At 63.6% G+C, this 21,879-nt stretch carries 19 protein-coding genes; 10 read left to right on the top strand and 9 right to left on the bottom strand.

The genetic code is table 11. The features are described from left to right. The first annotated feature begins 84 nt into the window (after positions 1-84). From AWB77_RS09240 to AWB77_RS09205, 8 genes are all read left to right on the top strand, one after another. Entirely contained in the window at positions 85-831 is a 747-nt protein-coding gene (locus AWB77_RS09240; protein ID WP_061134431.1) for a glucose 1-dehydrogenase, read from the top strand. A gap of 96 nt (positions 832-927) precedes the next feature. Continuing rightward, positions 928-1,557, top strand: coding sequence for a LysE family translocator (locus tag AWB77_RS09235; RefSeq protein WP_061134139.1), 630 nt, complete (start codon positions 928-930; stop codon positions 1,555-1,557). Between the two features lie 126 nt (positions 1,558-1,683). Beyond that, positions 1,684-1,980 (top strand): DUF6723 family protein, encoded by a 297-nt coding sequence (locus AWB77_RS09230; protein WP_374728682.1) that lies wholly within the window; start codon positions 1,684-1,686, stop codon positions 1,978-1,980. 164 nt (positions 1,981-2,144) lie between these two features. After that, on the top strand, positions 2,145-2,372 hold the full coding sequence (locus AWB77_RS09225; RefSeq protein WP_061134138.1) for a hypothetical protein: 228 nt from the start codon (positions 2,145-2,147) through the stop codon (positions 2,370-2,372). 174 nt (positions 2,373-2,546) lie between these two features. Further along, positions 2,547-3,203, top strand: coding sequence for a recombinase family protein (locus AWB77_RS09220; RefSeq protein ID WP_061134137.1), 657 nt, complete (start codon positions 2,547-2,549; stop codon positions 3,201-3,203). A 305-nt stretch (positions 3,204-3,508) separates the two neighbouring features. Then, positions 3,509-7,672, top strand: coding sequence for a CheR family methyltransferase (locus AWB77_RS09215; RefSeq protein WP_061134136.1), 4,164 nt, complete (start codon positions 3,509-3,511; stop codon positions 7,670-7,672). A 47-nt stretch (positions 7,673-7,719) separates the two neighbouring features. Continuing rightward, entirely contained in the window at positions 7,720-8,724 is a 1,005-nt protein-coding gene (locus AWB77_RS09210) for a chemotaxis protein CheB (protein WP_061134135.1), read from the top strand. A gap of 18 nt (positions 8,725-8,742) precedes the next feature. After that, positions 8,743-8,973, top strand: a complete 231-nt coding sequence (locus AWB77_RS09205; protein WP_061134134.1) for a hypothetical protein — start codon at positions 8,743-8,745, stop codon at positions 8,971-8,973. Here AWB77_RS09205 and AWB77_RS09200 read toward each other — a convergent pair. The 7 genes from AWB77_RS09200 to coxB form a co-directional block, all read right to left on the bottom strand. Next, positions 8,933-9,238 (bottom strand): hypothetical protein, encoded by a 306-nt coding sequence (locus AWB77_RS09200; protein WP_167354133.1) that lies wholly within the window; start codon positions 9,236-9,238, stop codon positions 8,933-8,935. The two genes, AWB77_RS09205 and AWB77_RS09200, sit on opposite strands and share 41 nt — an antisense overlap. Positions 9,239-9,354: 116 nt before the next feature. Beyond that, positions 9,355-10,221 carry a glucose 1-dehydrogenase gene (locus AWB77_RS09195; RefSeq protein WP_061134429.1) on the bottom strand — a complete coding sequence of 289 codons (867 nt, stop codon included), beginning with the start codon at positions 10,219-10,221 and terminating at the stop codon, positions 9,355-9,357. Between the two features lie 83 nt (positions 10,222-10,304). Further along, positions 10,305-11,606 (bottom strand): c-type cytochrome, encoded by a 1,302-nt coding sequence (locus tag AWB77_RS09190; protein WP_374728681.1) that lies wholly within the window; start codon positions 11,604-11,606, stop codon positions 10,305-10,307. Between the two features lie 5 nt (positions 11,607-11,611). Continuing rightward, positions 11,612-12,049 (bottom strand): hypothetical protein, encoded by a 438-nt coding sequence (locus tag AWB77_RS09185; protein ID WP_061134131.1) that lies wholly within the window; start codon positions 12,047-12,049, stop codon positions 11,612-11,614. A gap of 1 nt (position 12,050) precedes the next feature. Continuing rightward, the gene (locus tag AWB77_RS09180) at positions 12,051-12,665 is read right to left on the bottom strand and encodes a cytochrome c oxidase subunit 3 (RefSeq protein ID WP_061134130.1); all 615 of its coding nucleotides are present in this window, start codon (positions 12,663-12,665) and stop codon (positions 12,051-12,053) included. Further along, entirely contained in the window at positions 12,662-14,647 is a 1,986-nt protein-coding gene (ctaD, locus tag AWB77_RS09175) for a cytochrome c oxidase subunit I (protein ID WP_061134129.1), read from the bottom strand. The genes AWB77_RS09180 and ctaD overlap by 4 nt, the downstream gene beginning before the upstream one ends. Further along, complete coding sequence (coxB, locus tag AWB77_RS09170) at positions 14,644-15,717, bottom strand: cytochrome c oxidase subunit II (protein WP_061134128.1); 1,074 nt, start codon at positions 15,715-15,717, stop codon at positions 14,644-14,646. Before coxB ends, ctaD begins: the two co-directional genes overlap by 4 nt. A gap of 517 nt (positions 15,718-16,234) precedes the next feature. Here coxB and AWB77_RS09165 point away from each other — a divergent pair. Continuing rightward, the gene (locus AWB77_RS09165) at positions 16,235-17,407 is read left to right on the top strand and encodes a glycoside hydrolase family protein (RefSeq protein ID WP_082852624.1); all 1,173 of its coding nucleotides are present in this window, start codon (positions 16,235-16,237) and stop codon (positions 17,405-17,407) included. Here AWB77_RS09165 and AWB77_RS09160 read toward each other — a convergent pair. Then, positions 17,385-17,981 (bottom strand): ParB-like protein, encoded by a 597-nt coding sequence (locus AWB77_RS09160; RefSeq protein WP_061134125.1) that lies wholly within the window; start codon positions 17,979-17,981, stop codon positions 17,385-17,387. The two genes, AWB77_RS09165 and AWB77_RS09160, sit on opposite strands and share 23 nt — an antisense overlap. A 129-nt stretch (positions 17,982-18,110) precedes the next feature. On the opposite strand from AWB77_RS09160, the gene AWB77_RS09155 reads away from it, so the two are divergent. Further along, positions 18,111-19,319, top strand: a complete 1,209-nt coding sequence (locus tag AWB77_RS09155) for a zinc-dependent alcohol dehydrogenase (RefSeq protein WP_061134124.1) — start codon at positions 18,111-18,113, stop codon at positions 19,317-19,319. Between the two features lie 359 nt (positions 19,320-19,678). Here AWB77_RS09155 and AWB77_RS09150 read toward each other — a convergent pair whose 3' ends face one another. Further along, positions 19,679-21,475 (bottom strand): thiamine pyrophosphate-requiring protein, encoded by a 1,797-nt coding sequence (locus AWB77_RS09150; RefSeq protein WP_061134123.1) that lies wholly within the window; start codon positions 21,473-21,475, stop codon positions 19,679-19,681. Positions 21,476-21,879: the final 404 nt, after the last annotated feature.

Genomic DNA, 21,879 nt, shown 5'->3' with positions numbered 1-21,879 from the left:
TGTCTAAATTTCAACATGTCGCGCCGATCGAGGAACACGCGACGGCGCATCCGGGCATTAAATAATCTCTTCAAGGAATTCATCATGAGCAAACTCGCAGGCAAGGTCGCGGTCGTCACGGGCGCATCGAAAGGCATCGGCGCGGGCATCGCGAAGGCGCTCGCGGCCGAAGGCGCATCGGTGGTCGTCAACTATGCAAGCAGCAAGGCAGGCGCGGATGCGGTCGTCGCGGAAATAATCGCGGCGAACGGCAAGGCGATCGCCGTCGGCGGCGACGTTTCGAAAGCGGCCGATGCGCAAGGCATCGTGAATGCCGCTATCGAAACTTACGGGCGGCTCGACGTCCTCGTCAACAACTCGGGCGTCTACGAATTCGCCGCGCTCGAAGACATCACCGAAGAACACTTCCACCGCCAGTTCAACATCAACGTGCTCGGTACGCTGCTCACGACGCAAGCCGCCTCGAAGCATCTCGGCGAAGGCGCGAGCATCATCAACGTGAGCTCGGTCGTAACGCGCATCACGCCGCCGACGAGCGCGGTCTACAGCGGCACCAAGGGCGCCGTCGATGCGATCACCGGCGTGCTCGCGCGCGAACTCGGCGCGAGAAAGATCCGTGTCAATTCGATCAATCCGGGCGTTGTGGTGACCGAAGGCACGCATACCGCGGGCATCATCGATTCCGATTTCGACAAGGCCGCGCTCACGCAAACGCCGCTCGGACGTCTCGGCCAGCCGGACGATATCGCATCGATCGCCGTGTTCCTCGCATCGGACGATGCGCGCTGGATGACCGGCGAAAGCCTCATCGCCAGCGGCGGCATGCGCTAAGCAGGTGTATCGACGGGCGGCGCCGGTTCTGTATCTGGCGCCGCCGGGTTGCGCGCGTGAGAATGCATCGACCTTTCTCTCGCCGGAGCCCGTCTCATGCCTCACACGCCTCAACTGCTCGCATTCGCACTCGTCGCACTCGGCATGGCGCTCACGCCAGGGCCGAACATGGTGTATCTGATTTCGCGCTCCATCTGCCAGGGCCGCACGGCGGGATTGATTTCGCTCGGCGGCGTCGCGCTCGGGTTTGTCTTCTACATGCTGTGCGCGGCGTTCGGCATCACCGCGCTGCTGATCGCGGTTCCATTCGCTTACGACGCGTTGCGCTTCGGCGGCGCGCTCTATCTGCTCTTTCTCGCGTGGCAAGCGGTGAAGCCGGGCGGACGTTCGCCATTTCAGGTGCGCGAACTCCCCGTGGACAGCCCGCGCAAGCTATTCACGATGGGCTTCGTCACAAACCTGCTCAATCCGAAGATCGCGGTGCTGTATCTGTCGCTGCTGCCGCAGTTCATCGATCCGTCACATGGCGTACTCGGGCAATCGCTCGTGCTCGGCGTCGTGCAGATCGTGCTCAGCATCACCGTCAATTCGATGGTCGCGATGACAGCCGGATCGATTGCGCTTTTCCTCGCACGCCGCCCCGCGTGGCTGCTGATTCAACGCTGGTTGATGGGCACGGTGCTCGCCGGACTTGCAGTGAGAATGGCGACGGAGGCGCGCCGTTGAAGACGTCGTGCGAGCGTTTGCATCTGCGTCAAGCCGATGAACCTTGCATTAAGGCGCCGTTTCCGTACGTGGAGAACGCCTCGCGGCTGTTCCAGAATGAAGCATCAGTCGACGCCCGGAGTATCCGTGACTCAATCGGTTGGCAAGCGCCCCAAGCTCGTACTCTTTCCTACGCGCACGATGACCCCCACGCCGGGCGTCAGCGATGACGACTTCCAGATCTACGCGTCGTATCGCGGCAGCAGCGGCAGCGGCTTCTTCGGCACGTTGAAGGTCGTGCGCAAAACCGACGGAAAGCTGTTGTTTCCGTTCGATGGCGTAGGCGACATCGGGCCGTTCGCATCCAAAGCCGATGCGGTTGCCGCCGCGCTCGAACGTGGCGAACAGGTCGTAAAGGCGGATATCGCGCAGCCCGAGCTATGACACGCACGATGCCGCCGCATTGAAGGATGCTTTCTGGACGTAACGGGTTTCTGGTTTTCCCCAATCCTCAGCACATATTTCTGATGGACAATTTGCGCACAGTCTCCGGGCGGACAACGCCCGAAAAGAGCGAAAGACAGTCATCAGATAAGAGAGAGGGCGCCATGAATCAGCCTCGAATCATCTATCGCGGTTTCGTCATTACGCCGATGGCCGCATTCGACGGCGGTCTGTACGCGGCAATGACCATCATTTGCGACGGCGACGGACTGCAACGCGCAACAGGCGTGCTCGGCCATTTCCCGTCCGCCGACGAGGCGCGCAACTTTGCACTCTCGGCCGGCAAGGACGAAGTGGACCGGCGCGTCGCCCGTTCGGCCGCCGCAGCCTGATCCCAATTCGCCCTCGACCGTCCTCGGTGTTGTGTCCGAATACGCCGCCCTTGCGTGCAGATTGCATGGATTCCGTACGTTGAACGGTGCTTTTTGGCTGTCATACTGCCTTTATGCGCGCGTCTCGCGGCGTCTTCCGAGCGCGCGCTTCGTGAACTGAAAAAGGTCAGAACGATGGCAATCGTCGTGTATGTCTTCGAGGAAAGCAGAGGTATTCCGACTCATGAGCGCGACTTGCTCGAGATCGACGCGGCCGGCTATTTCGTCGATATGAGCGCAGTCTTCGTCGAGCGCAGCAGTTGCACGATCTCCGCGCCTTCGCGCCCCGCTTTTCAGCGCGTGCTGCGGCGGCTGCAGGCGGGCGACACGCTCATCACGACGAAACTCTGGTGTCTCGGCTGCAGCGTTCAGGACGTCATCGCGACGCTGGAACTGCTCGACCGGCGCGACATCGCGACCGTGTGTCTCGCCTACGGCAAGAGCGACTTGCGCTCGGAAGAAGGCCGCGCGTTCATCCAGACGCTGCGTCTTGCCGAAGAACTCGAGCACATCACGCGCCGCAGCCGCGCCCGCGAGGCGGCGAATGCCGCGAAGGAACGCGGCGTCGCCCAAGGCCGTCCGAGTTCGCTGACCGATGCCCAGCAGCGTCAGGCCATACTCGCGCTCGATACAGGCGCGACCGTGACCGAGATCGCGCGCTCGCTCAACACGTCGCGGCAGACCATCATGCGTCTGCGCAATGCCAACGCCATGCAACCGCGCAAAGGTCCGGTGCGGGCAGTCATGCAGCCGGAAGAACCGGCGCAGCGTGCCGCCAACGATTCGAAATAACGCGAATCGCGCGGGCCATCCGCGTTCCATCCTTACGGCATCTTTCCCTGCGCCCTTGCGCCGTGGTTCTCGTCCTGTTCTTCTGCGCTTGCGTCATGCGCGAAAGGCTTCGCGCAATATACGTCAACCGGATCGTCCATTTGCATACACTACAATGGTCGCCGCTAACATATGCGGCCCGCTCAGGTGCGACAACTCCATTACAAGTTCACGCCGGTGCGCCGGTGTGAGGGCTCACTAGTGAACTCGAAGAAAAAAATGCAAGGTGATCGGATAGAAAGGATGGACTCGGAGGAATCCCGGACATGACAAACGGTCGATCGAAGGCGGAGACGTCGGAGCGCTTCGAACCTTTGCCGTTTGCGGTCGTCGGCATGGGCGCGTCGGCGGGCGGCATCGAGGCGCTGCTCAATTTCTTCGACAACGCGCCGGCCGAAATGGACATGGCGTTCGTCGTGATCGTGCATCTGGCGTCGGACCATCTGAGTCGCGCGGATGAAGTCTTGCAGCGCGTGACGGACATGCCCGTCATGCAGGTGTCCACGACCACGGCCATCGAAAAGAATCATATTTACATCAACGCGCCGGGCAAGCATCTGGAGATGTCCGAAGGATATTTGCAGGCGTTCGACCGCGCAGGCCGCGGCTCGCCCACGACCATCGATCACTTCTTCGCGACACTCGCGACGGCGCACGGCTCGCGCTCGATCGGCATCGTGATGTCGGGCTCGGGCTCCGATGGCGCGGCGGGCCTCTCGCGCATCAAGGAGATGGGCGGCATCACCGTCGCGCAGAAGCCGGAAGACGCGCATTTCGCCGAAATGCCGCAGCACGCCATTACCACGCGCCAGGTCGACTTCATCCTGCCCGCGGCGGACATGCCCGAGAAACTGCTCGACCTCTGGAACAACGCGAAGCGCATCCATCTCCCGATCACGGAAGGCGCAGATGCGGCTGAAAAGGAAAGCACGCCTACGGCAGGCGGCGCGGAGCGCGCGCTCGGCGACATTCTCATGCAGTTGCGCGTGCGCACCGGCCACGATTTCCGGCACTACAAGCGCGCGACCATTCTGCGTCGCATCGAGCGGCGCATGCAGGTGAACGGCCTGCGCGACATCGGAGCTTATCGCGACTATCTGCGCGCGAATCCGGACGAAACCACCGCGCTGCTCGCCGACATGCTGATCGGCGTGACGCAGTTTTTCCGCGACCGCGACGCCTTCGACGCGCTGCGCCGCGATGTCGTGCCGCAATTGCTCGACGGCACGAAGGGCGAATCGCAGATCCGCGTGTGGGTGCCCGGCTGCTCGACCGGCGAGGAAGCGTATTCGCTGTCGATCATGCTTGCGCAGGCGCGCGAGGCCGCCGGTTTCGAGACGACCTATCAGGTGTTTGCCACCGATATCGACGAGCCCGCCATCGCGCAGGCGCGCGCCGGTTCTTACGTAAGCTCCATTTCGAGCGATGTGCCCGCCGAGCTGCTGCGCCGCTATTTCAAGCAGGAGGGCGGGCGTTATCAGATCGTGAAATCGGTGCGCGAGCGCATTCTGTTTGCCGCGCATAGCCTGCTGCGCGATCCGCCGTTTTCGCATCTCGATCTGATTTCCTGCCGCAACGTGCTGATCTATCTCGATCGCGCGGTGCAGCGTCAAGTGCTCGAACTCTTTCACTTCGCGTTGCGCGCGGGAGGCTATCTCTTTCTCGGCACCGCCGAATCCGCCGATACCGCCGACGACCTTTTCACCATCGTCGACAAGAAAAGCCGCATCTATCGCGCGCGCACGGTATTGAACCGCGTGAAGCCGCCGGTTTCGTTTCCGTCGCTCGGACCTGCCAACATCGCGCCGCGCGAGGAATTGATCACCACCACCGTGCCCGCCAACATGACTTCTGGCCCCGAAGCGCCCGAGCGCCGCAGCTTCTCTTTCGCGGCGCTGCATCAGCGCGTGCTGGAGGAATACGCGCCGCCGAGCGTGGTCGTCGATCGCGATTCGAACATCGTGCATCTGTCGACGACAGCCGGGCGCTTCCTGCGTCACGGCGGCGGCGAGCTGTCGTCGAACATCATGGCGCTCGTGCTGCCCGAACTGAGGCTCGATCTGCGCACGACGCTCTTTCGCGCGCATCAGACGGGCGGCAGCGTCGAAGCGCGCCGCGTCAAGCTCAACCAGGACGGCCGCGCGGTGTGGGTCAACATGACGGTGCGCCCGTTCCACGACACCGGCGTCAACGCCGACTTCTTCCTCGTGCTGTTCGACGAAGTTCAGGAACACATGGCCGATGAAGGTCTGCCGGAGGAACGCGGCCAGGACCCGCTGCTCGTGCAGCTCGAACGCGAATTGCAGCACACGCGCGAGCAGCTTGCGACGACCATCGAGCAGCACGAGACGACCGTCGAGGAATTGAAGGCGTCCAACGAGGAATTGCAGGCGATCAACGAAGAACTGCGCTCCGCGACCGAAGAACTCGAAAGCAGCAAGGAAGAACTTCAGTCGGTGAACGAAGAATTGACCACGGTCAACGCCGAGTTGCAGGCGCGCGTCGAGGACACTGCTAAGGCGAACGACGACCTGCAGAACATCATCGCGGCGACGGAGATCGCCACCGTGTTCGTCGACAAGCAGATTCGCGTCAAGCGCTTCACGACGAGCGCGACGCGCGTGTTCAAGCTGATCGATGTCGACATCGGCCGCTCGCTCTTCGACATCACGCATTCGCTGCGCTATTCCTCGCTCGCGGACGACGTGAAACAGGCGTTCGAAACGCTCAAGCTGATCGAGCGCGAAGTCGAGAGCTCGGACGGCAAGTGGTATCTGATGCGCCTTCTGCCGTATCGCACGGCCGATGACCGCATCGACGGCGCGGTGCTCACGCTCATCGACATCACGGCGCGGCATCAGGCCGAGGAATCGGCGCGCATCGGCGAAGAACGTCTGCGGCTCGTCGCGCAGTCCACCAACGACTACGCGATCATCGTGCAGGACCCGAACGGCACGATCGTCACGTGGAACGCGGGCGCGGAACGCATCTTCGGCTTCGCGGAGAAGGAAGTCGTCGGCAAGAACATCGCGCTCATCTACAGCGCGGAAGATCGCGAGGCACGGGTGCCCGCGAGCGAGCGCGACATCGCCGCGCGCGAAGGACGCGCCGACGACGAACGCTGGCACGTGACGCGCGACGAACGCCGCGTGTATTGCAGCGGCGTGGTGACGCCGATCTCCGATCCGTCGTTCACGGGCTTCGCGAAGATCGCGCGCGATCTGACCGAGCGCAAGATGCGCGAGGACGAGAACCGCGATGCGCTCGCGCACGAACATGCGGAACGCGAGAAGGCGTCGCTGTCGAATCAGTTGAAGGACGATTTCATCGCGATGCTGTCGCACGAACTGAAGCATCCGCTGAATCTCATCGGCATGAAGGCGGAAATGCTGCCGCGCCTGCCGGAAACGCGCGGCATCGAAGTGGTGAAGGAAACCGCGGATTCGATCCGGCGCGCGGTGCGCGGCCAGGCGCAGATCATCGACGATCTGCTGGATCTGTCGCGCGTGCGCACCGGCAAGCTCGCGCTCAGCATGGCTCCTGTGGATGTCGCGGCCGTGCTCGCGCGCATTGCCGATGTCGGCGAAAGCGAAGCCGCGCAACGCGGGATCGAGTTGCGCATGAGCAACCGCGCGCAGAGCTTCTACGCATTCGCCGATGCGGTGCGCTGCGAGCAGATTTTCTGGAACGTGGTGTCGAACGCGCTCAAGTTCACGGATCGCGGCGGCTCCGTCCAGCTCGATATCGCGCGCGACGGCGGCATGGTGCGTCTCGATGTCGTGGACACGGGGCAGGGCATCGAAAAGTCCGCGCTGCCGCATATCTTCGACATGTACCGCCAGGGCAAACGCAATCCTGCGTCGGGCGGACTCGGCATCGGGCTCGCGCTCGCGAAGCAACTCGTGGAGATGCATGGCGGGCGCATCGAGGCACGCTCCGACGGCCTCGGCCGCGGCACGACGCTGTCGGTCTGGCTGCCGGCGGCCGCGATGCAGGCGGCGGCTCCGTCGCATGGCGAGGACAGCGCGCGGCCCGTCGCGGGTGCGCGCGTGCTCGTCGTCGACAACGACATCGAAGCGACCGCGTCGTTTGCCGCGCTGCTCGAGCTCGAACAGGCGACGGTGCAGGTCGCGACGAGCGCGGAGCAGGCGCTCGAACTGCTCGCAAAGGACGCGATCGACGTGTTGATCTCGGACATCCAGTTGCCCGGCATCGACGGATACGAACTCGTCAGACGCGTGCGCGCCGATTCTTCGCTCGCCGGTCTCAAGGCGATCGCACTGACGGCGTTCGGGCGTGACGAGGACAAACGTGCCGCGCGCCGCGCGGGTTTCGACGCGCATCTCACCAAACCGGTCGATTTCCCGGAACTGCTTCATATGCTGGACGTACTGCTCGAACCCGTCCGCGCGAAAAGACGCGACGCCTGAGCAATAGCCGGTCCGGTGATTGCTTCCCTCTAAGGATGGGAGGCACTATGCTCGAACGGGACATCGTGGTGATCGGAGCATCGAGAGGCGGTTTTCAGGGTCTGAAGGTGCTCGTGAGCCAGCTTCCCGCCGATCTGCAGGCGTCGATCTTCATCGTGCTGCATATCGGCCGTCACGCGAGCGTGCTGCCGGATCTGCTCACCGGTTGGGGACCGCTCGCCGCGCGTTATGCAACGAACGGCGAAGAGGTCGAGCGCGGCGTGATTCGCGTCGCGCCGCCGGACCGGCATCTCGTGATGTCGAGAGGGCGCATGTGGCTCAACGAGGGCGCGAAGGAGAATTTCGCGCGCCCCGCCGCCGATCCGCTTTTTCGCAGCGCGGCGATGGAATACGGGTCGCGCGTCGTCGGCGTCGTGATGAGCGGCGATCTCGACGATGGCGCCGCGGGCCTCGCCAATATCCGCGCGCAACAAGGCTTCGCCATCGTGCAGAATCCGGACGATTGCGAAGCGCCGAGCATGCCGCGCGCCGCGCTCGAATCGTGCGGCACCGATCTGCTTTGCATGGAAGACGAACTCTCCAAATGCATTCAGGCCGCCGTGCGGGGCGCGTCGTCCGAACGAGTGTCCGAGGTGGCGCAGATGAACAATCGAGTGTTCGAGAAAGAGGCGCGCATCGCCGCGAACGGATTGTCCGATCCGGAAGAACTCGACGAAGTCGGCGAGCGTTCGGCGCTGACGTGCCCCGATTGCGGCGGCGCGCTCTGGCGCATCAAGGACGATCGCCCGATGCGTTATCGATGTCATACGGGCCACGCGTTCACCGGATTGTCACTCGAAGAAGGTATCGAATCGAATTCCGAAGCGGCGATCTGGTCCGCGATACGCGCGGTGCACGAGCGCGTGATCTTCGCCAAAGAGCGGCAACGCTGGGCCGAGCGCGCGGGCAATCACGATCAGATCGAGATCGAACAGGCGCGTATCGATGAAGCGGAACGGCTCGTCGAACTGTTGCGCGACGCGGTGCAGACGAGCTCGCCCGCCGAGGAATGAGTGCAGACGGAGGTTCACATGGATCTCGAAGACGAGCGCGACGCGTTGGTCCGCGCCGACCGCGATATCGAAGACGGCAAGGCACGCATCCGGCGTCAACAGGAAATCATCCGCGAGCTGAGTTCATCCGGCCATGACACGACGTCCGCCGTCAGGCTGCTCGGCACGCTCGAAGACACGCTGACGGCGATGAACGATCATCGCTTGCTCATCGTCGCTCGCATCGAGCAGATGAGGAACGACCTCTGAGCGTGAGACGCGGCGCGTGAGGCGTGCGCCAGCGATGCGCGCCAGCCGCGATGCGCTCGCGCATGCGCGCCGTGACAAGCGGATTCACGTTGCGCGAACGCGCCGCGCGCGCGGTGCGCTTCGGCCGCTTGAGCAACGAGACGCGCACGTCGTGCGCGAATCGCTGCAACGCGTCCGTCGAACCGCTCACGCTCATATACGCTTCCTTGCCGATCCTGCCGTCGAGCAGAATCGTCATTCCGGACTTGCGGGCCATTCTCAGCATGTCTGATTGCATGATCGTCCGGGCGCGTTGCGCCCGCTCTCGTCGCCGGCTCCAGGCGGGTTCGCGCGGAGCACTACATACCTTGTCGAGAGCATTCGCTATGCCATCGGCGGTGCTTAGATGATCGGCTTGCCGCCCGTCACTGCGACGGTCGCACCGGAGATGTAGCTCGCTTCATCCGAGGCCAGCATCACATAGGCGGCGGCGAGTTCGGCGGGCTGGCCGGGGCGCTTCATCGGCGTCTGCGTGCCGAATTTTTCGACGCTCGATGGCGGCATCGTCGATGGAATCAGCGGCGTCCAGATTGGCCCCGGCGCGACGCAATTCGCGCGTATGCCGCGATCGGCCAGCAGTTGCGCGAGCCCGCCCGTGAAGTTCTGGATCGCGCCCTTGGTGCTCGCATAAGCGATCAGCCCGGGATTCGGCGCATCGGCGTTGACGGACGTCGTGTTGACGATCGCGCTGCCTTCCTTCATGTGCGCGAGCGCGGCCTTCGTGATGCGGAACATCGCGCCGATATTCGTCGAATAGGTCTTGTCCCATTCGTCGTCGCTGATGTCTTCGAGCTTGTCGTAGGTCGCCTGATACGCGGCGTTGTTCACCAGCACGTCGATACGGCCGAACGCTTCCGCCGTCTTCGCGACGATCTCCTTGCAATGCTCGCGATCGGTGATATCGCCTGGCAGGAGCAGCGCGCGCTGTCCCGCTTTCTCGACCCAGCGCGCGGTTTCCTCGGCGTCGCCCTGTTCATTGAGATACGAGATGGCGACGTCCGCGCCTTCGCGCGCATAGGCGATCGCCACCGCGCGGCCGATGCCGCTATCGCCGCCCGTGATGAGCGCGACCTTGCCCGCGAGCCTGTTGCTGCCCTTGTAGCTCGATTCGCCGTGATCGGGCGCGGGGTCCATGGGAGCGGTGAGTCCGGGGCGGCTGTCTTGCTGTTGTGCCGGCAAAGGCGGGCGTGGGTATGCGTTGTCGCTCATGTCGTGCTCCAGTGCGTTCAAAAAGACGACCGCATGCGCGGCCATGCGATCGAATCAGCATGGGGCGTTCCAGCATAAGCGCGTCACTGTCGCGCGCCGGGGCCGACCGCGTCGCGCATGCGCCGCACATCGCGTGTCGTGACGGGCGATGCCTGGTTGCCCCACGCCGAGCGGACGAACGTCAGCACGCGCGCAATTTCGGTATCGGTGAGCTTGTCGGAGAACGCGGGCATTTTCTTCGGTTCCAGGCCATGTTCCGTCGAAGGCGCCTGCCCGCCTTGCAGCACCAGCCGCACGAGCGAATCGGTCTGCGCGGAGAGCACGGCCGGATTGCCCGCGAGCCGCGGATACTTGAACGGTTCGCCCGCGCCGTCGCTCTTGTGGCAGCGCGCGCATGCGCTTTGATAGAGACCCGCGCCGGGGCGTTCGTCGTCGCCGGTGCGCAACGCGGCGATGCTTTGCCGCGCCGACCGCGAGCGCGCATCGAAGGTGCCGCCGTCGCCGTTCGCGGGCAGGCTCTTGAGATAGGACGCGATCGCGTGCAGATCGTCGTCGTCGAGATATTGCGTGCTGTCCTCGACCACCTGCACCATGCTGCCGAACGTGGCGAGACCCGCGCCGTGGCCGGTCTTGAGGAACGCGGCGATGTCGTCGGCGGAGATGCGGCCGAGACCCGCGCCCGGCAGACCCGTCAGGTCCGGCGCGTACCAGTGATCGTTGGTGCCGCCCGTGAGATACGTGCGCGACGATTCGCTGTAGCCGCGTTCGTTATAAGCGGGACCGCGCGGCGTATGGCACGCGCCGCAATGCCCGAGCGATTGCACGAGATACGCGCCGCGATTCCATTGCGCTTCGCGTTTCGGATCGCCCGTGAAGCGTTCGTTGGGCGCGAATGCGAAGTTCCAGAACACGAGCGCCCAGCGCTGATTGAACGGAAACGGCAGATGCGTTTCGGGTGCGGACTGCGCGACGGGTTCGACGCCGTGCATGAAGTACGCATAGAGCGCGCGCATGTCGGCGTCGTCGATCTTCGCGAACGATGGATACGGCATCGCCGGATAAAGATGCTTGCCGCCCGGCGCGACGCCTTCACGCAACGCGCGCGCGAAGTCCTCGTACGTGTAATGGCCGATGCCGTGCTCCGCGTCCGGCGTGATGTTGCTCGACCAGATCGTGCCGAAGGGCGAGCCCATCGGCAGGCCGCCCGCGAACGGATGCGGCTGCGGCTTGCCGGGCACGGGCGCGGCCGTGTGGCAGCCGGCGCAATCGCCCGCCTTCGCGAGATAAGCACCGCGCGCGACGAGATCGGGCGTCTGTCCGAAAACGGCCTGCATCGATGCGATCAGCGTGAAAGCGCACAGCAACGCGCGGCGTCGGATGTCCATGACGATCACCGTCCTCCGCATGGCGCGACGAGCAGCCACGCGAGATCCGTGGCGACCAGCGCGAAGACGAAGAGCCCGCTCGACAACGCACCCGCGCGCGCGATGAACGCATCGCGGGCCGCGTGTCTGTCGATCGATCCGTGCTCCTTCAACATCGATGCAAGCTGGCCGGTTCGCTTCCAGTTGCGCCACGCGATGACGCCGCCTGCGACACCGAGCAGCAACGCGGCGATCGCGAGCAGCACGATGCCTTGTTCGAGCCACGGCATCGCCGGCGCGCGCACCGGACGTTCGTGCGGAAAGCAGCCCCACGCGGCGATGGTCTGCGCGAAGGTCGTCTGCATCATCCATGCAAGGGGCGCGAGCAGCAGACCGGCGACGAGCGCCATGCCGCCGGGGCGCGCGGGATGTTGTCTGCCGTCGATGCGCGATGCGTCGTTCATCTCATCGCGCCAGCACGTAAGGCGACAGATACAGCGTCGCGAAGATGAAGAGCCACACGACATCGACGAAATGCCAGTAAAGACCGCCGATGGTCAGCGCCGCCGAACGCGCGCGGTCGAAGTAGCCAAGCGCGGTCCACAGCAGCAGGAACGCGAGCACGACGAGACCGACGAGCACGTGCATCATGTGAAACCCGGTGATCGTGAAGTAGAGCGAGCCGTAGAGATGCGTCGTGAGGCCATAGGGATGATCGGCCCATTCCATCGTTTGTATGCCGACGAAGATCGCGCCGAGTGCAATCGCTATCGCAAGCATGAGCACGCCCATGCCGCGCCTGCCGCGCCGCACGAAGCGCTCGCTCGCCCACACGAACACGCTGCTCGACAGAAGAATGCACGTATTCGCGATGCCGAGGCCGAGCTTCGGCATGCCTTCGGGCGGCCAGCGTTGCGTGGTCTGCGACGCGAGATACAAATACGAAAAGATCAGATAGCCGAAGAGCGCGGCTTCGGTAGCGACGAGCGTGAGGCATCCCCACCAGCCGCCCGAACGCTCGCCCGGGCTGCCGATGGGCAGGCGCGCGCGCTCGGGCAACGTTTCCGCGAGATCGCTCATGAGTGCGCTCCCGATTCGTGCGGCTGCGCGCTATCGTCGCGCTGGCCGAGTTCGCGGCGCGGCCATAGCCACACGACGATGGCCGCGCCGCATCCGATCAGCCCGAGCGCCGCGAGCCACCATGCGGTCAACGCGAGCCCGCTGAAGAACACGAGCGATGCGACGCCCAGCCAGAAGGGCGCATATGAATCGTCGGGCATCTTGAGGATCACGTCGGGATCGCCGTCGAGCGCGGTGGTGCCGAGCGCTTCGCGGCCTTTGTCGAGGATATAGCCCTCGTGAAGACGCGAGCGCATCGTGCCCGATATGCGTTCTTCCCATAACGGATGACGGCTCGCGATGCGCGGCGCGACCGCGAAGTTATAGGGCGGCGGCGGCGAGGCTGTCGACCATTCGAGCGTCGGCGCGTCCCAGGGGTTATTGCCCGCGACGGGACCGCGCTTCAGGCTGTACACGAAGTCCCACATGAACACGAGCACGCCGAACGCGAACAGGAACGCACCGATCGACGTAATCATGTTCACGGTGTTCCAACCCATGTCGGGCGCATACGTGTAGATGCGTCGCGGCATGCCGAGCAAGCCTGCGATATGCATCGGAAAGAAGGCGATGTTGAAGCCCGCGAAGAGGATCCAGAACCCGATGCGCCCGATGCGCTCGCTCATCATGCGTCCCGTGAATTTCGGAAACCAGAAGTAGAGCCCGCCGATGACCGGAAACACGTTGATGCCGAGCAGCACGTAATGCAGATGCGCGACGACGAAGTAGGTGTCCGTGAGTTGCCAGTCGAACGGCACGGCGGCGGTGAGCACGCCCGACAATCCGCCGATCACGAAGAGGAACACGAAGCCCGCGAAGTAGAGAAAAGGCACGCGAAACACGGGCCTGCCGGTCCAGATCGTCGCGATCCATGCGAAGGTCGCGACCGCGCTCGGTATCGCGATCACCATGCTCGCCGCGCCGAAGAACGAGAGCGCGAGCGCCGGAATGCCCGTCGCGAACATGTGGTGGATCCACACGACGAAGCCGACGACCATCGTCGCCACCGTCGACAAGGCGACCGGCAGGTAACCGACGAGCGGCCTGCGGCAGAAAACCGGCAGCGCATCGGAGACGATGCCCATCGCGGGCAGCACGACCGCATACACCCACGGATGCGCGAAGATCCAGAACAGATGCTGCCAGAGCAGCGCGCGGCCGCCGTTGACGACATCGAAGAAATGCGTGCCGATGCGTCTGTCGAGCCATAACAGAAAGAACGCGAGACTCACCGACGGCACCGCGAGCAGGTTGCCGCCCGACGCGGTGAGCGTGCCCCACACGAGCACCGGCACGCGATCGAGCGACATGCCCGGCGCGCGCATCCGCAGGAACGTGACGACGAAGTTCATCGACCCGACCGTTGTCGAGATGCCGAGCAGCACCATGCCGAGCGCGTAGACATCGATGTTGGGGCCGGTGTTGTACGTCAGCCCGGCGAGCGGCGCATAGTTGAACCAGCCCGCGTTGGGCGCTTCGCCGAACGGAAAGCTCGCATAGAGAAAGAGTCCCGCGAAGAGAAAGATCCAGTACGACAGCGCGTTCAGGCGCGGAAACGCCATGTCGCGCGCGCCGAGTATCAGCGGCCACAGATAGTTCGAGAATCCGGACAGCACGGGCAGCGCGTAGAGGAAGATCATCGTCACGCCGTGCATCGTGAAGAGCTGGTTGTATTGCTCGGGCGTGAGCAGCGTCGCGTTCGGGCGCGCGAGCTGCACGCGCATGATGAGCGCCTCGACGCCGCCCGCGATCAGAAACGCGAACGCGGTGACGAGATAGCGCAAGCCGATGCTCTTGTGATCGACGGTCGAGAGCCAGCCGCGCCATCCAGGCGGCGCTTCCCATAGCGCGCGCAGCTTGCGCTCTTCGACGCTGCCCGGTTCGATACGGCCAACGTTGAGCGTGCGTTGCAGCGGCGGCGGCGATGTGGCGTGTTCGGTCATTGCAGTGTCCGAAGGTAGTCGGAGAGCGCGGCGGCATCCGATGCGGAAAGCGCGATCGACGGCATCAGCGAGTCGGGTTTGATGCGTTGCGCGTGCTGTATCCAGTCGAGTTGATTCGATGCGGTGTTCGGCAGCGTGCCCGCCGCGATGAGTCTGCGCGAATTCAGATGCGTGAGATCGGGTGCCTGCGCGCCGCTGGCTTCGCTGCCGCGCACGGTGTGACAGCCTGCGCATCGGTCGAGGAACAGGCGCTGTCCGGCGGTCGCCGTGGCATCGGCGGCATCGGTGGAATGGGGCTTTGCTTGGGCGGCGTACCACGCATCGAATTGCGCGCGCGGCTCGGCGATCACTTCGAAGGCCATATGCGCGTGCTGCGCGCCGCAGAATTGCGAGCACTGTCCGCGATACACCCCTGCGTGATCCGCTTCGATCCATTGCTCGTTGACGACGCCCGGTATGGTCTGCGTCTTGCCCGCGAGACGCGGCACCCAGAATGCGTGGATGACGTCGGCGCTGCGCAATTCGATCTTCACCGGCTCGCCCACGGGTATGTGTATCTCGTTCGCCGTCGTGACGCCTGCATCGTTTTGCCAGGCGCGTCGATAGTCGACCTTCCACCACCAGTCATACGCGGTGACCGCGATGGTGAGACCCGGCGCGGTGCGCGGCGATGCGACCGATTCGAGCGTGACGAGCACATACGCGAGCGTCGCGAACAGCGCGACCGATGAAACGCCGGTGCCGATCCACACCCAATGCAGTCCGCCGCCTTCGCCCTGCACGTGCGATGCATCGCGCTCAGTCGGCGGTGGACGCCTGCGCACGATGGCCCCGACGAGCAACACGCTCACTATCAGCGCCACGACGATAACCAGTGCGGCGAGCGCCCAGCCGAGGCGCATCGTCGGCGCGGCGGCGGGGCCGTCGGCGTGTAGGAAATAGTTCAGCGGCGCATCGGCACGTGCGTTCGCGTGACAGCCGAGCGCGAAGCCCGTGATGATGGCGCCAATCGCGGTGATAGCGGCGCGCGTGTTTCGCCTGGCACGATCGATCGCCCTGTGCGTCCGCATGCGTCTCCGTACTTGGTGGCTTCATTGATGGCGGATAAGCCGTGAGCAATCCACGATCCCAACGATCGCCTTACGGTGCATGACGTTGCGCGCCTCATTTTCATGGCGCATTTATCAGTCGAATCAATGCGCATTGAATCGATATTCGCTTCGGTAAATACAGCGCGCGTGCTTGAATATGCCGGCGCGATCGTTATGATGTGCTAACGTATTCAAGACACGCGTCATCGATTGCGTGTCGTCCCGCAGGGCATTTCCGATCCTTCCCTTTGCGCGCTTTCGAACGAATGCGCGCGGGGCATTCTTTTGGCGTCCGATGAGCGCCGTGCCTGAGCCATCGCGTTGTGCGCGCATCGGCCATCGGGTGCTCCGTACTTGCGTTTATCGCAGCGAGATGGCGACCTTCAATGCGTCGCGCCCGCTCTTGCCGATATGAACGTGTCGATAGACAAAACGGTATTTCAATCCCGGCAATGAACCGGGCCGTCGACATCGTTTCCATTATTCCGAGCCAGTCATGACGATGAAAACCGCTATTTCATCCATCGCCTGCATGCTTTTTCGCGTCGCTTCGTGGGCACGATCGTCGATGGTGTCGAGTTGCGTGGTGATGACGATATTGGCTGCATGTGGCGGCGGCGAGGGCAATGGCGGCGCAACCACGACCGGCGGTTCGCAATCGACGCCTTCGGGTGCGTCCGGTCCGTCGGCGGCATCGAGCGCGGCTCCCGCAAGCGATGCGGGCGGCACCGCGAAGCCGGATATCGCGCCCGCCGGCAGCATCTTCTACGGCATGAACGGTCATGTCACGTGGCCCGGTCCGTACTGGACATCGACCATGCAGCAGCAACTCGCGCAACTGAAGGACCTCAACGTCACGCTGTATCGGAACGACGTATCGAACGTGGCGGGCGCACAAACGCTCGCGACCGTCGCGCAACTGATGGCCAAGTCGGGCGTGACCGTGTATCCGGTGCTGTTGCAGAACCTCAATTTCCCCGATGAAAACTCGGCATATCAAGCGAGCTATACGCTCGCGCAGCAGATCGTCACCGTGCAGAAATATGCCTACTACGAAGTGACGAACGAACTGGCGCCGACGTGTCTCGTGGGCTGGGTCGACGGCGTGAACAGCACCGACTACGACAATCATTGCTATCAGCTCGCGCGCGGCGTCATACGCGGCTTGATCGCGGGCATCAAGGCGGTCGATCCGGCCGGCAAGATCATCATCGGCGGCAATACGTGGATGCATCTCGGCCTCGACACGATGCTCGCGAACGGCACGCAGCCCGATGGCACGATCGGTCATCCGGTTGTCACGTGGGACATCACCGCATGGCACTGGTACTCGGAGCAAGGCGATATCCGTCACGCATGCGGCACATTATGCTATGACGTGATCGGCACGCTGCAATCGTTCGGCAAGCCGATATGGATCAACGAAGTGGGGATGCGCCCGAGCTTTCCCGGCACGCCCGACGAAGCCGCGACCTTCATGGCGAACAACATGATGGGCGCGCTGCTCGCGATCGCGCCGCAGTACAACATCCAGTCGCTGCAGGTCTACGAGTTGTATGACGATCCGCCGACCGGACAAGGCCCGTACGGCATCATGCTCAACGACGGCGTCACGAAAAAGCCGGTCTTTACGGCGGTCAGGAACTTCATCGCGACGAATCCCCGATGAAGCCAGGAAGGCCCTCGGCCGCATCGCTGCGAGCGAGTTCGATCGCGCGTGGGAGCAGCGCATCGAATTGCGCATCGTCGTCCGGTCGCGGGCATTGCGCGCGAAAGAAATCGGCCCAGCGAAAATCGGCCAGCGGCACATCGGTCTTTTCGTAGCCGCCCGCATTGCGCACGAAGGCCGCCAGACTGCGAAACGCGTCATCGACGGCATCCCACATGCGCACGGGCATGTCCTTGAATGCAAGGCGACGGCCGTTCGCGTCGTACGGAAAAACCCACGCGTGATTTTCCAGCGTCAGCCAGAACGCTGCGCGCGATAGCGAGGACAAGTCGCGCACGAGCACGAACGGCACGTCCTTCACACCGATGCGCGACAGCGCGCAAACCACATGATGATGATCGATCACATACGGTTCGCCGTGCGGCCCGAGCACGATGGCGATCGGCTTTTCCGCAATCGCCATCTCGAGATCATGCGCGCTCAATGCGCGATAGCTGGCTGCTTTCTGCCTGATCTGACGCTCTCCATGCGTGACTTGCGTCGGATGTAGATCGTCGATGCGCAGCGTGTTCATCACGCATCTCCTCGTTTTCCTGGGCGATGTATCGAACATTCAGGCAAGCGTCGTTCCCGGCGCGCCGCGTTGCAGCGGGCGCACCCATTGCTGAAAACGCACATGACCCGACCTTGCGAGGAGCGTGCGATGAAAGCAGTGGTATTCCATGGAATAGGCGACATTTCGCTCGATAACGTGCCCGATCCTTCCATTCGACACGATCAGGATGCGATCGTGCGGCTCACGGCGAGCGCCATCTGCGGCACCGATCTGCATATGGTGCGCGGCACGCTGCCCGGCATGGTGCCGGGCACGATTCTGGGCCACGAAGGCGTTGGCGTGATCGAACAGGTCGGGCGCGGCGTGCGCAATCTGAAGCCGGGCGATCGCGTGCTGATTCCATCGACGATTTCCTGCGGCTGCTGCTCGTATTGCCGGCAGGGCTACACGGCGCAATGCGATTCCGCGAATCCGAACGGCGCGGCGGCGGGCACGGCCTTCTTCGGCGGACCGAAGTCGACGGGGCCGATCGACGGACTGCAGGCTGAATACGCGCGCACGCCGCTCGCCAATGCGAGCCTCATTAAATTGCCCGAGAATATCGACGACGAACGCGCCATCCTCATGTCCGACATTTTCCCGACAGGCTTCTTCGGCGCGCAACTCGCCGAAGTGCACGAAGGCGATACGGTGGCTGTCTTCGGCGCAGGGCCGGTCGGTCAGTTCGCGGCGGCGAGCGCGTTCATGCTGGGCGCGGGGCGCGTGATCGTCGTCGATCGGCTTGCGGATAGACTCGGCATGGCAAGCGAGCAGGGCGCGGAAGCGGTGAACTTCGACGAGGAAGATCCCGTGGCGGCAATTCTGGCGCTGACGGGCGGCATCGGCGTCGACCGCGTGATCGATGCCGTGGGCGTCGATGCCGTGCACGCGCAAAAAGGACCGGCGGCATCGCAGGAAAACGTGCAGCAAGGGGAGCAGGAAAGCCGCACGGTGACGGCGCAGCGCAACGAGCAGAACGGCAACTGGATTCCCGGCGATGCCCCGACACAGGCGCTCGACTGGGGCGTGGCAGCGTTGGCGAAGGCGGGCACGCTCGGCGTGATCGGCGTTTATCCGCCGAACGATCGCTTCTTTCCGCTCGGCGTGGCGATGAACAAGAACCTCACGATCAGAATGGGCAACTGCAATCATCGCGCGGTGACGCCGCAACTCGTCGAACGCGTGCGCAACGGATCGTTCGACCCGCTTCGCGTGCTGTCGACGCGCGAGCCGATGATGCACGTCATCGACGCTTACAAGGCATTCGATCGGAGACAGCCGGGATGGATCAAGGTCGCGCTGAATCCCGCCGCGTGAGGCGTGCGCGGCGCTCGCTGCATGCATCGCTCTCGTGGCGAGTCGTCGCGGGCGTGGGTGCGCGCGCGTTCGCCGCGTGGGTCGCGGTTGAATGGATTCGGCTGTAACTCACGCCTGCATCGAGCGACGAAAGCGCGCGCGGGCATCACGGCGCGTTAAACGCAGGCGCGGCCGTATCGCATGTTCTCGCGTCATGCCGCGCGCGACGGCGGTCATGCGAAACGTCTGCCCGTGGTGCTCGTGCATGGGCTCGCGATTCGAGCCGCTATGGAGCCGCTCGCGCTCGCGTTGCGCGCTACCGCATCACCGCGCACGATCACGACGCGTGAAGCGAGTGCGCGGCGTCGTCGAAGGCGCGGTCACTTGTCCTTGTGGCCCGGCAACACTGCGCCAAGCACCTGCTTCGCCGTATCGACAATCACATGGCTCTGGCTCGGATCGCCCTTCATCAACGTAATCGCGAACGCCTTTGCCTGCGCGATCGTGATATGCGGCGGCAGCGGCGGCACGTTCGGATCGGCCTTCACCTCGATCACGACAGGACGATCCGATGCGAGCGCTTCATCCCAGACGGCGGCCATGCGTTCGTCATCGTCGACATAAAAGCCCTTCAGTCCGATGAGTTCCGCGAACTTGTGATACGGCACCGACGGAATGTCCTGCGATGCCTCGAACTTCGGATCGCCTTCCATCACACGCTGTTCCCACGTGACCTGATTCAGGTCTTCGTTGTTGAGCACCATGCAGATCCAGCGGGGATCGGACCATTGTTTCCAGTACTTCGCGACCGTGATGAGCTCGGCCATGTTGTTCATCTGCATGGCGCCATCGCCGACGAGCGCGATCACGGGCCGCTCGGGATAAGCGAACTTCGCCGCGATCGCGTAAGGCACGGCCGCACCCATCGATGCGAGTCCGCCGGAGAGCGAGCACATCATGCCGCGCTTCACCCTGAGATCGCGCGCGTACCAGTTCGCGACCGATCCGGAATCGCTCGTGACAATCGCGTTCGCGGGCACGCGCGGCGACAGTTCCCACACCGTGCGCTGCGGATTCACGCCGCCTTTCGCGGGCTCTATCGCGCGCTTTTCCAGCTTCTTCCACCAGTCGCCTATCCAGCCTTCGATGTCCTTGCGCCACGCGTGATCCGTCTTCTGTTGCAGGAGCGGCAGGAGGGCGCGCAAGGTCTCGGCGCTGTCGCCGACGAGATTCACTTCCATCGGATAGCGGATCGACAGCATGTCCGCCTTGATGTCGATCTGCACGCCGCGCGCCGCGCCTTCCTTCGGCAGGAATTCGGAATAGGGAAAGCCCGAGCCGATCATGAGCAGCGTGTCGCATTCGGTCATCATCTTGTAGCTCGGCTCGGTGCCGAGCAGACCGATCGAACCGGTGACGAAGGGCAGGTCGTCGGGCAATGCGGCCTTGCCGAGCAGCGCCTTCGCAACGCCCGCGCCCAGCTTTTCCGCAATCGCGATGACTTCATCCGTTGCGTGCAACGCGCCCGCGCCGACGAGTATCGCGACCTTCTTGCCGTCGTTGAGCACGTCGGCGGCGCGTTGCAGGTCGTCGTCCTGCGGCACGGTCTTCGGCGCGCGATAGCCGACGCCCGAATGCAGCGTGCCGTGCTTGCGGCCGGGCGGCTCGTAATCGAGATCTTGCAGATCGTTGGGCAGAACGAGCGCCGTGACCTTGCGTTCCGATAGCGCGATACGCACCGCGCGATCGACGAGATGACGTATCTGCTCGGGCACGCTCGCCTGCTGTACGAAAGCGCCCGCGACGTCCTTGAACATCGCGGTGAGATCGACTTCCTGCTGATAGTGACCGCCCAACGCGGCACGCGCTTGCTGGCCCGCAATCGCGAGCACGGGCATGTGATCGAGGCGCGCGTCATAAAGGCCGGTGACGAGATGCGCCGCGCCCGGTCCCGATGTTGCGATGCACACGCCGAGCTCGCCCGTGAACTTGGCATGCGCGGAGGCCATGAAAGCGGCCATTTCTTCATGGCGCGCCTGAATGAATTCGATTTTGCCTTTGGCGCGGCTCAATGCGCCAAAGACGCCGTTGATGCCGTCGCCGGGATAACCATAGATGCGGCGCACGCCCCATGCATGCAGACGGTCGACCAGAAAATCGCCGACGGTGATAGCCATTTGCAAAGTCTCCAGGAACGCGGACTCGAAGATTAAAGCCAGTCGCGCCCGAGGACGAGTGAGACGGCTTCGCTTGCGGATGTCGTGCGCAAGGCGCATACCGCGCTCTGGACCGAGGATTGCTAACTCAAGGAGCCCGACAGGGCGGCGCGTACGCGTTAAACATAAGGCAAGCTTTAAGAACCATTGGATTGCCGCGACATATAACGTATAAATCTGATGACAGTGTCACCTTGAGTGTCGGGAGTGCAAATGCTTATACGCTGTGCAGCATGCAACAAGCTCATCTATTCGGATGACGCTCTCGAAGACGATACATGTCCTGCGTGTGGTTCCTCGAACACCGAGCACATCGCGATGGGCTTCATCTTCGATCAGAACGTTACCGCAACGGATCAGCCGGG

This window comes from Caballeronia fortuita (assembly GCF_001544835.2).
In the GTDB taxonomy this organism is placed as follows: Bacteria; Pseudomonadota; Gammaproteobacteria; order Burkholderiales; family Burkholderiaceae; genus Caballeronia; species Caballeronia fortuita.
This window is presented reverse-complemented; position numbering and strand designations above follow the sequence as displayed.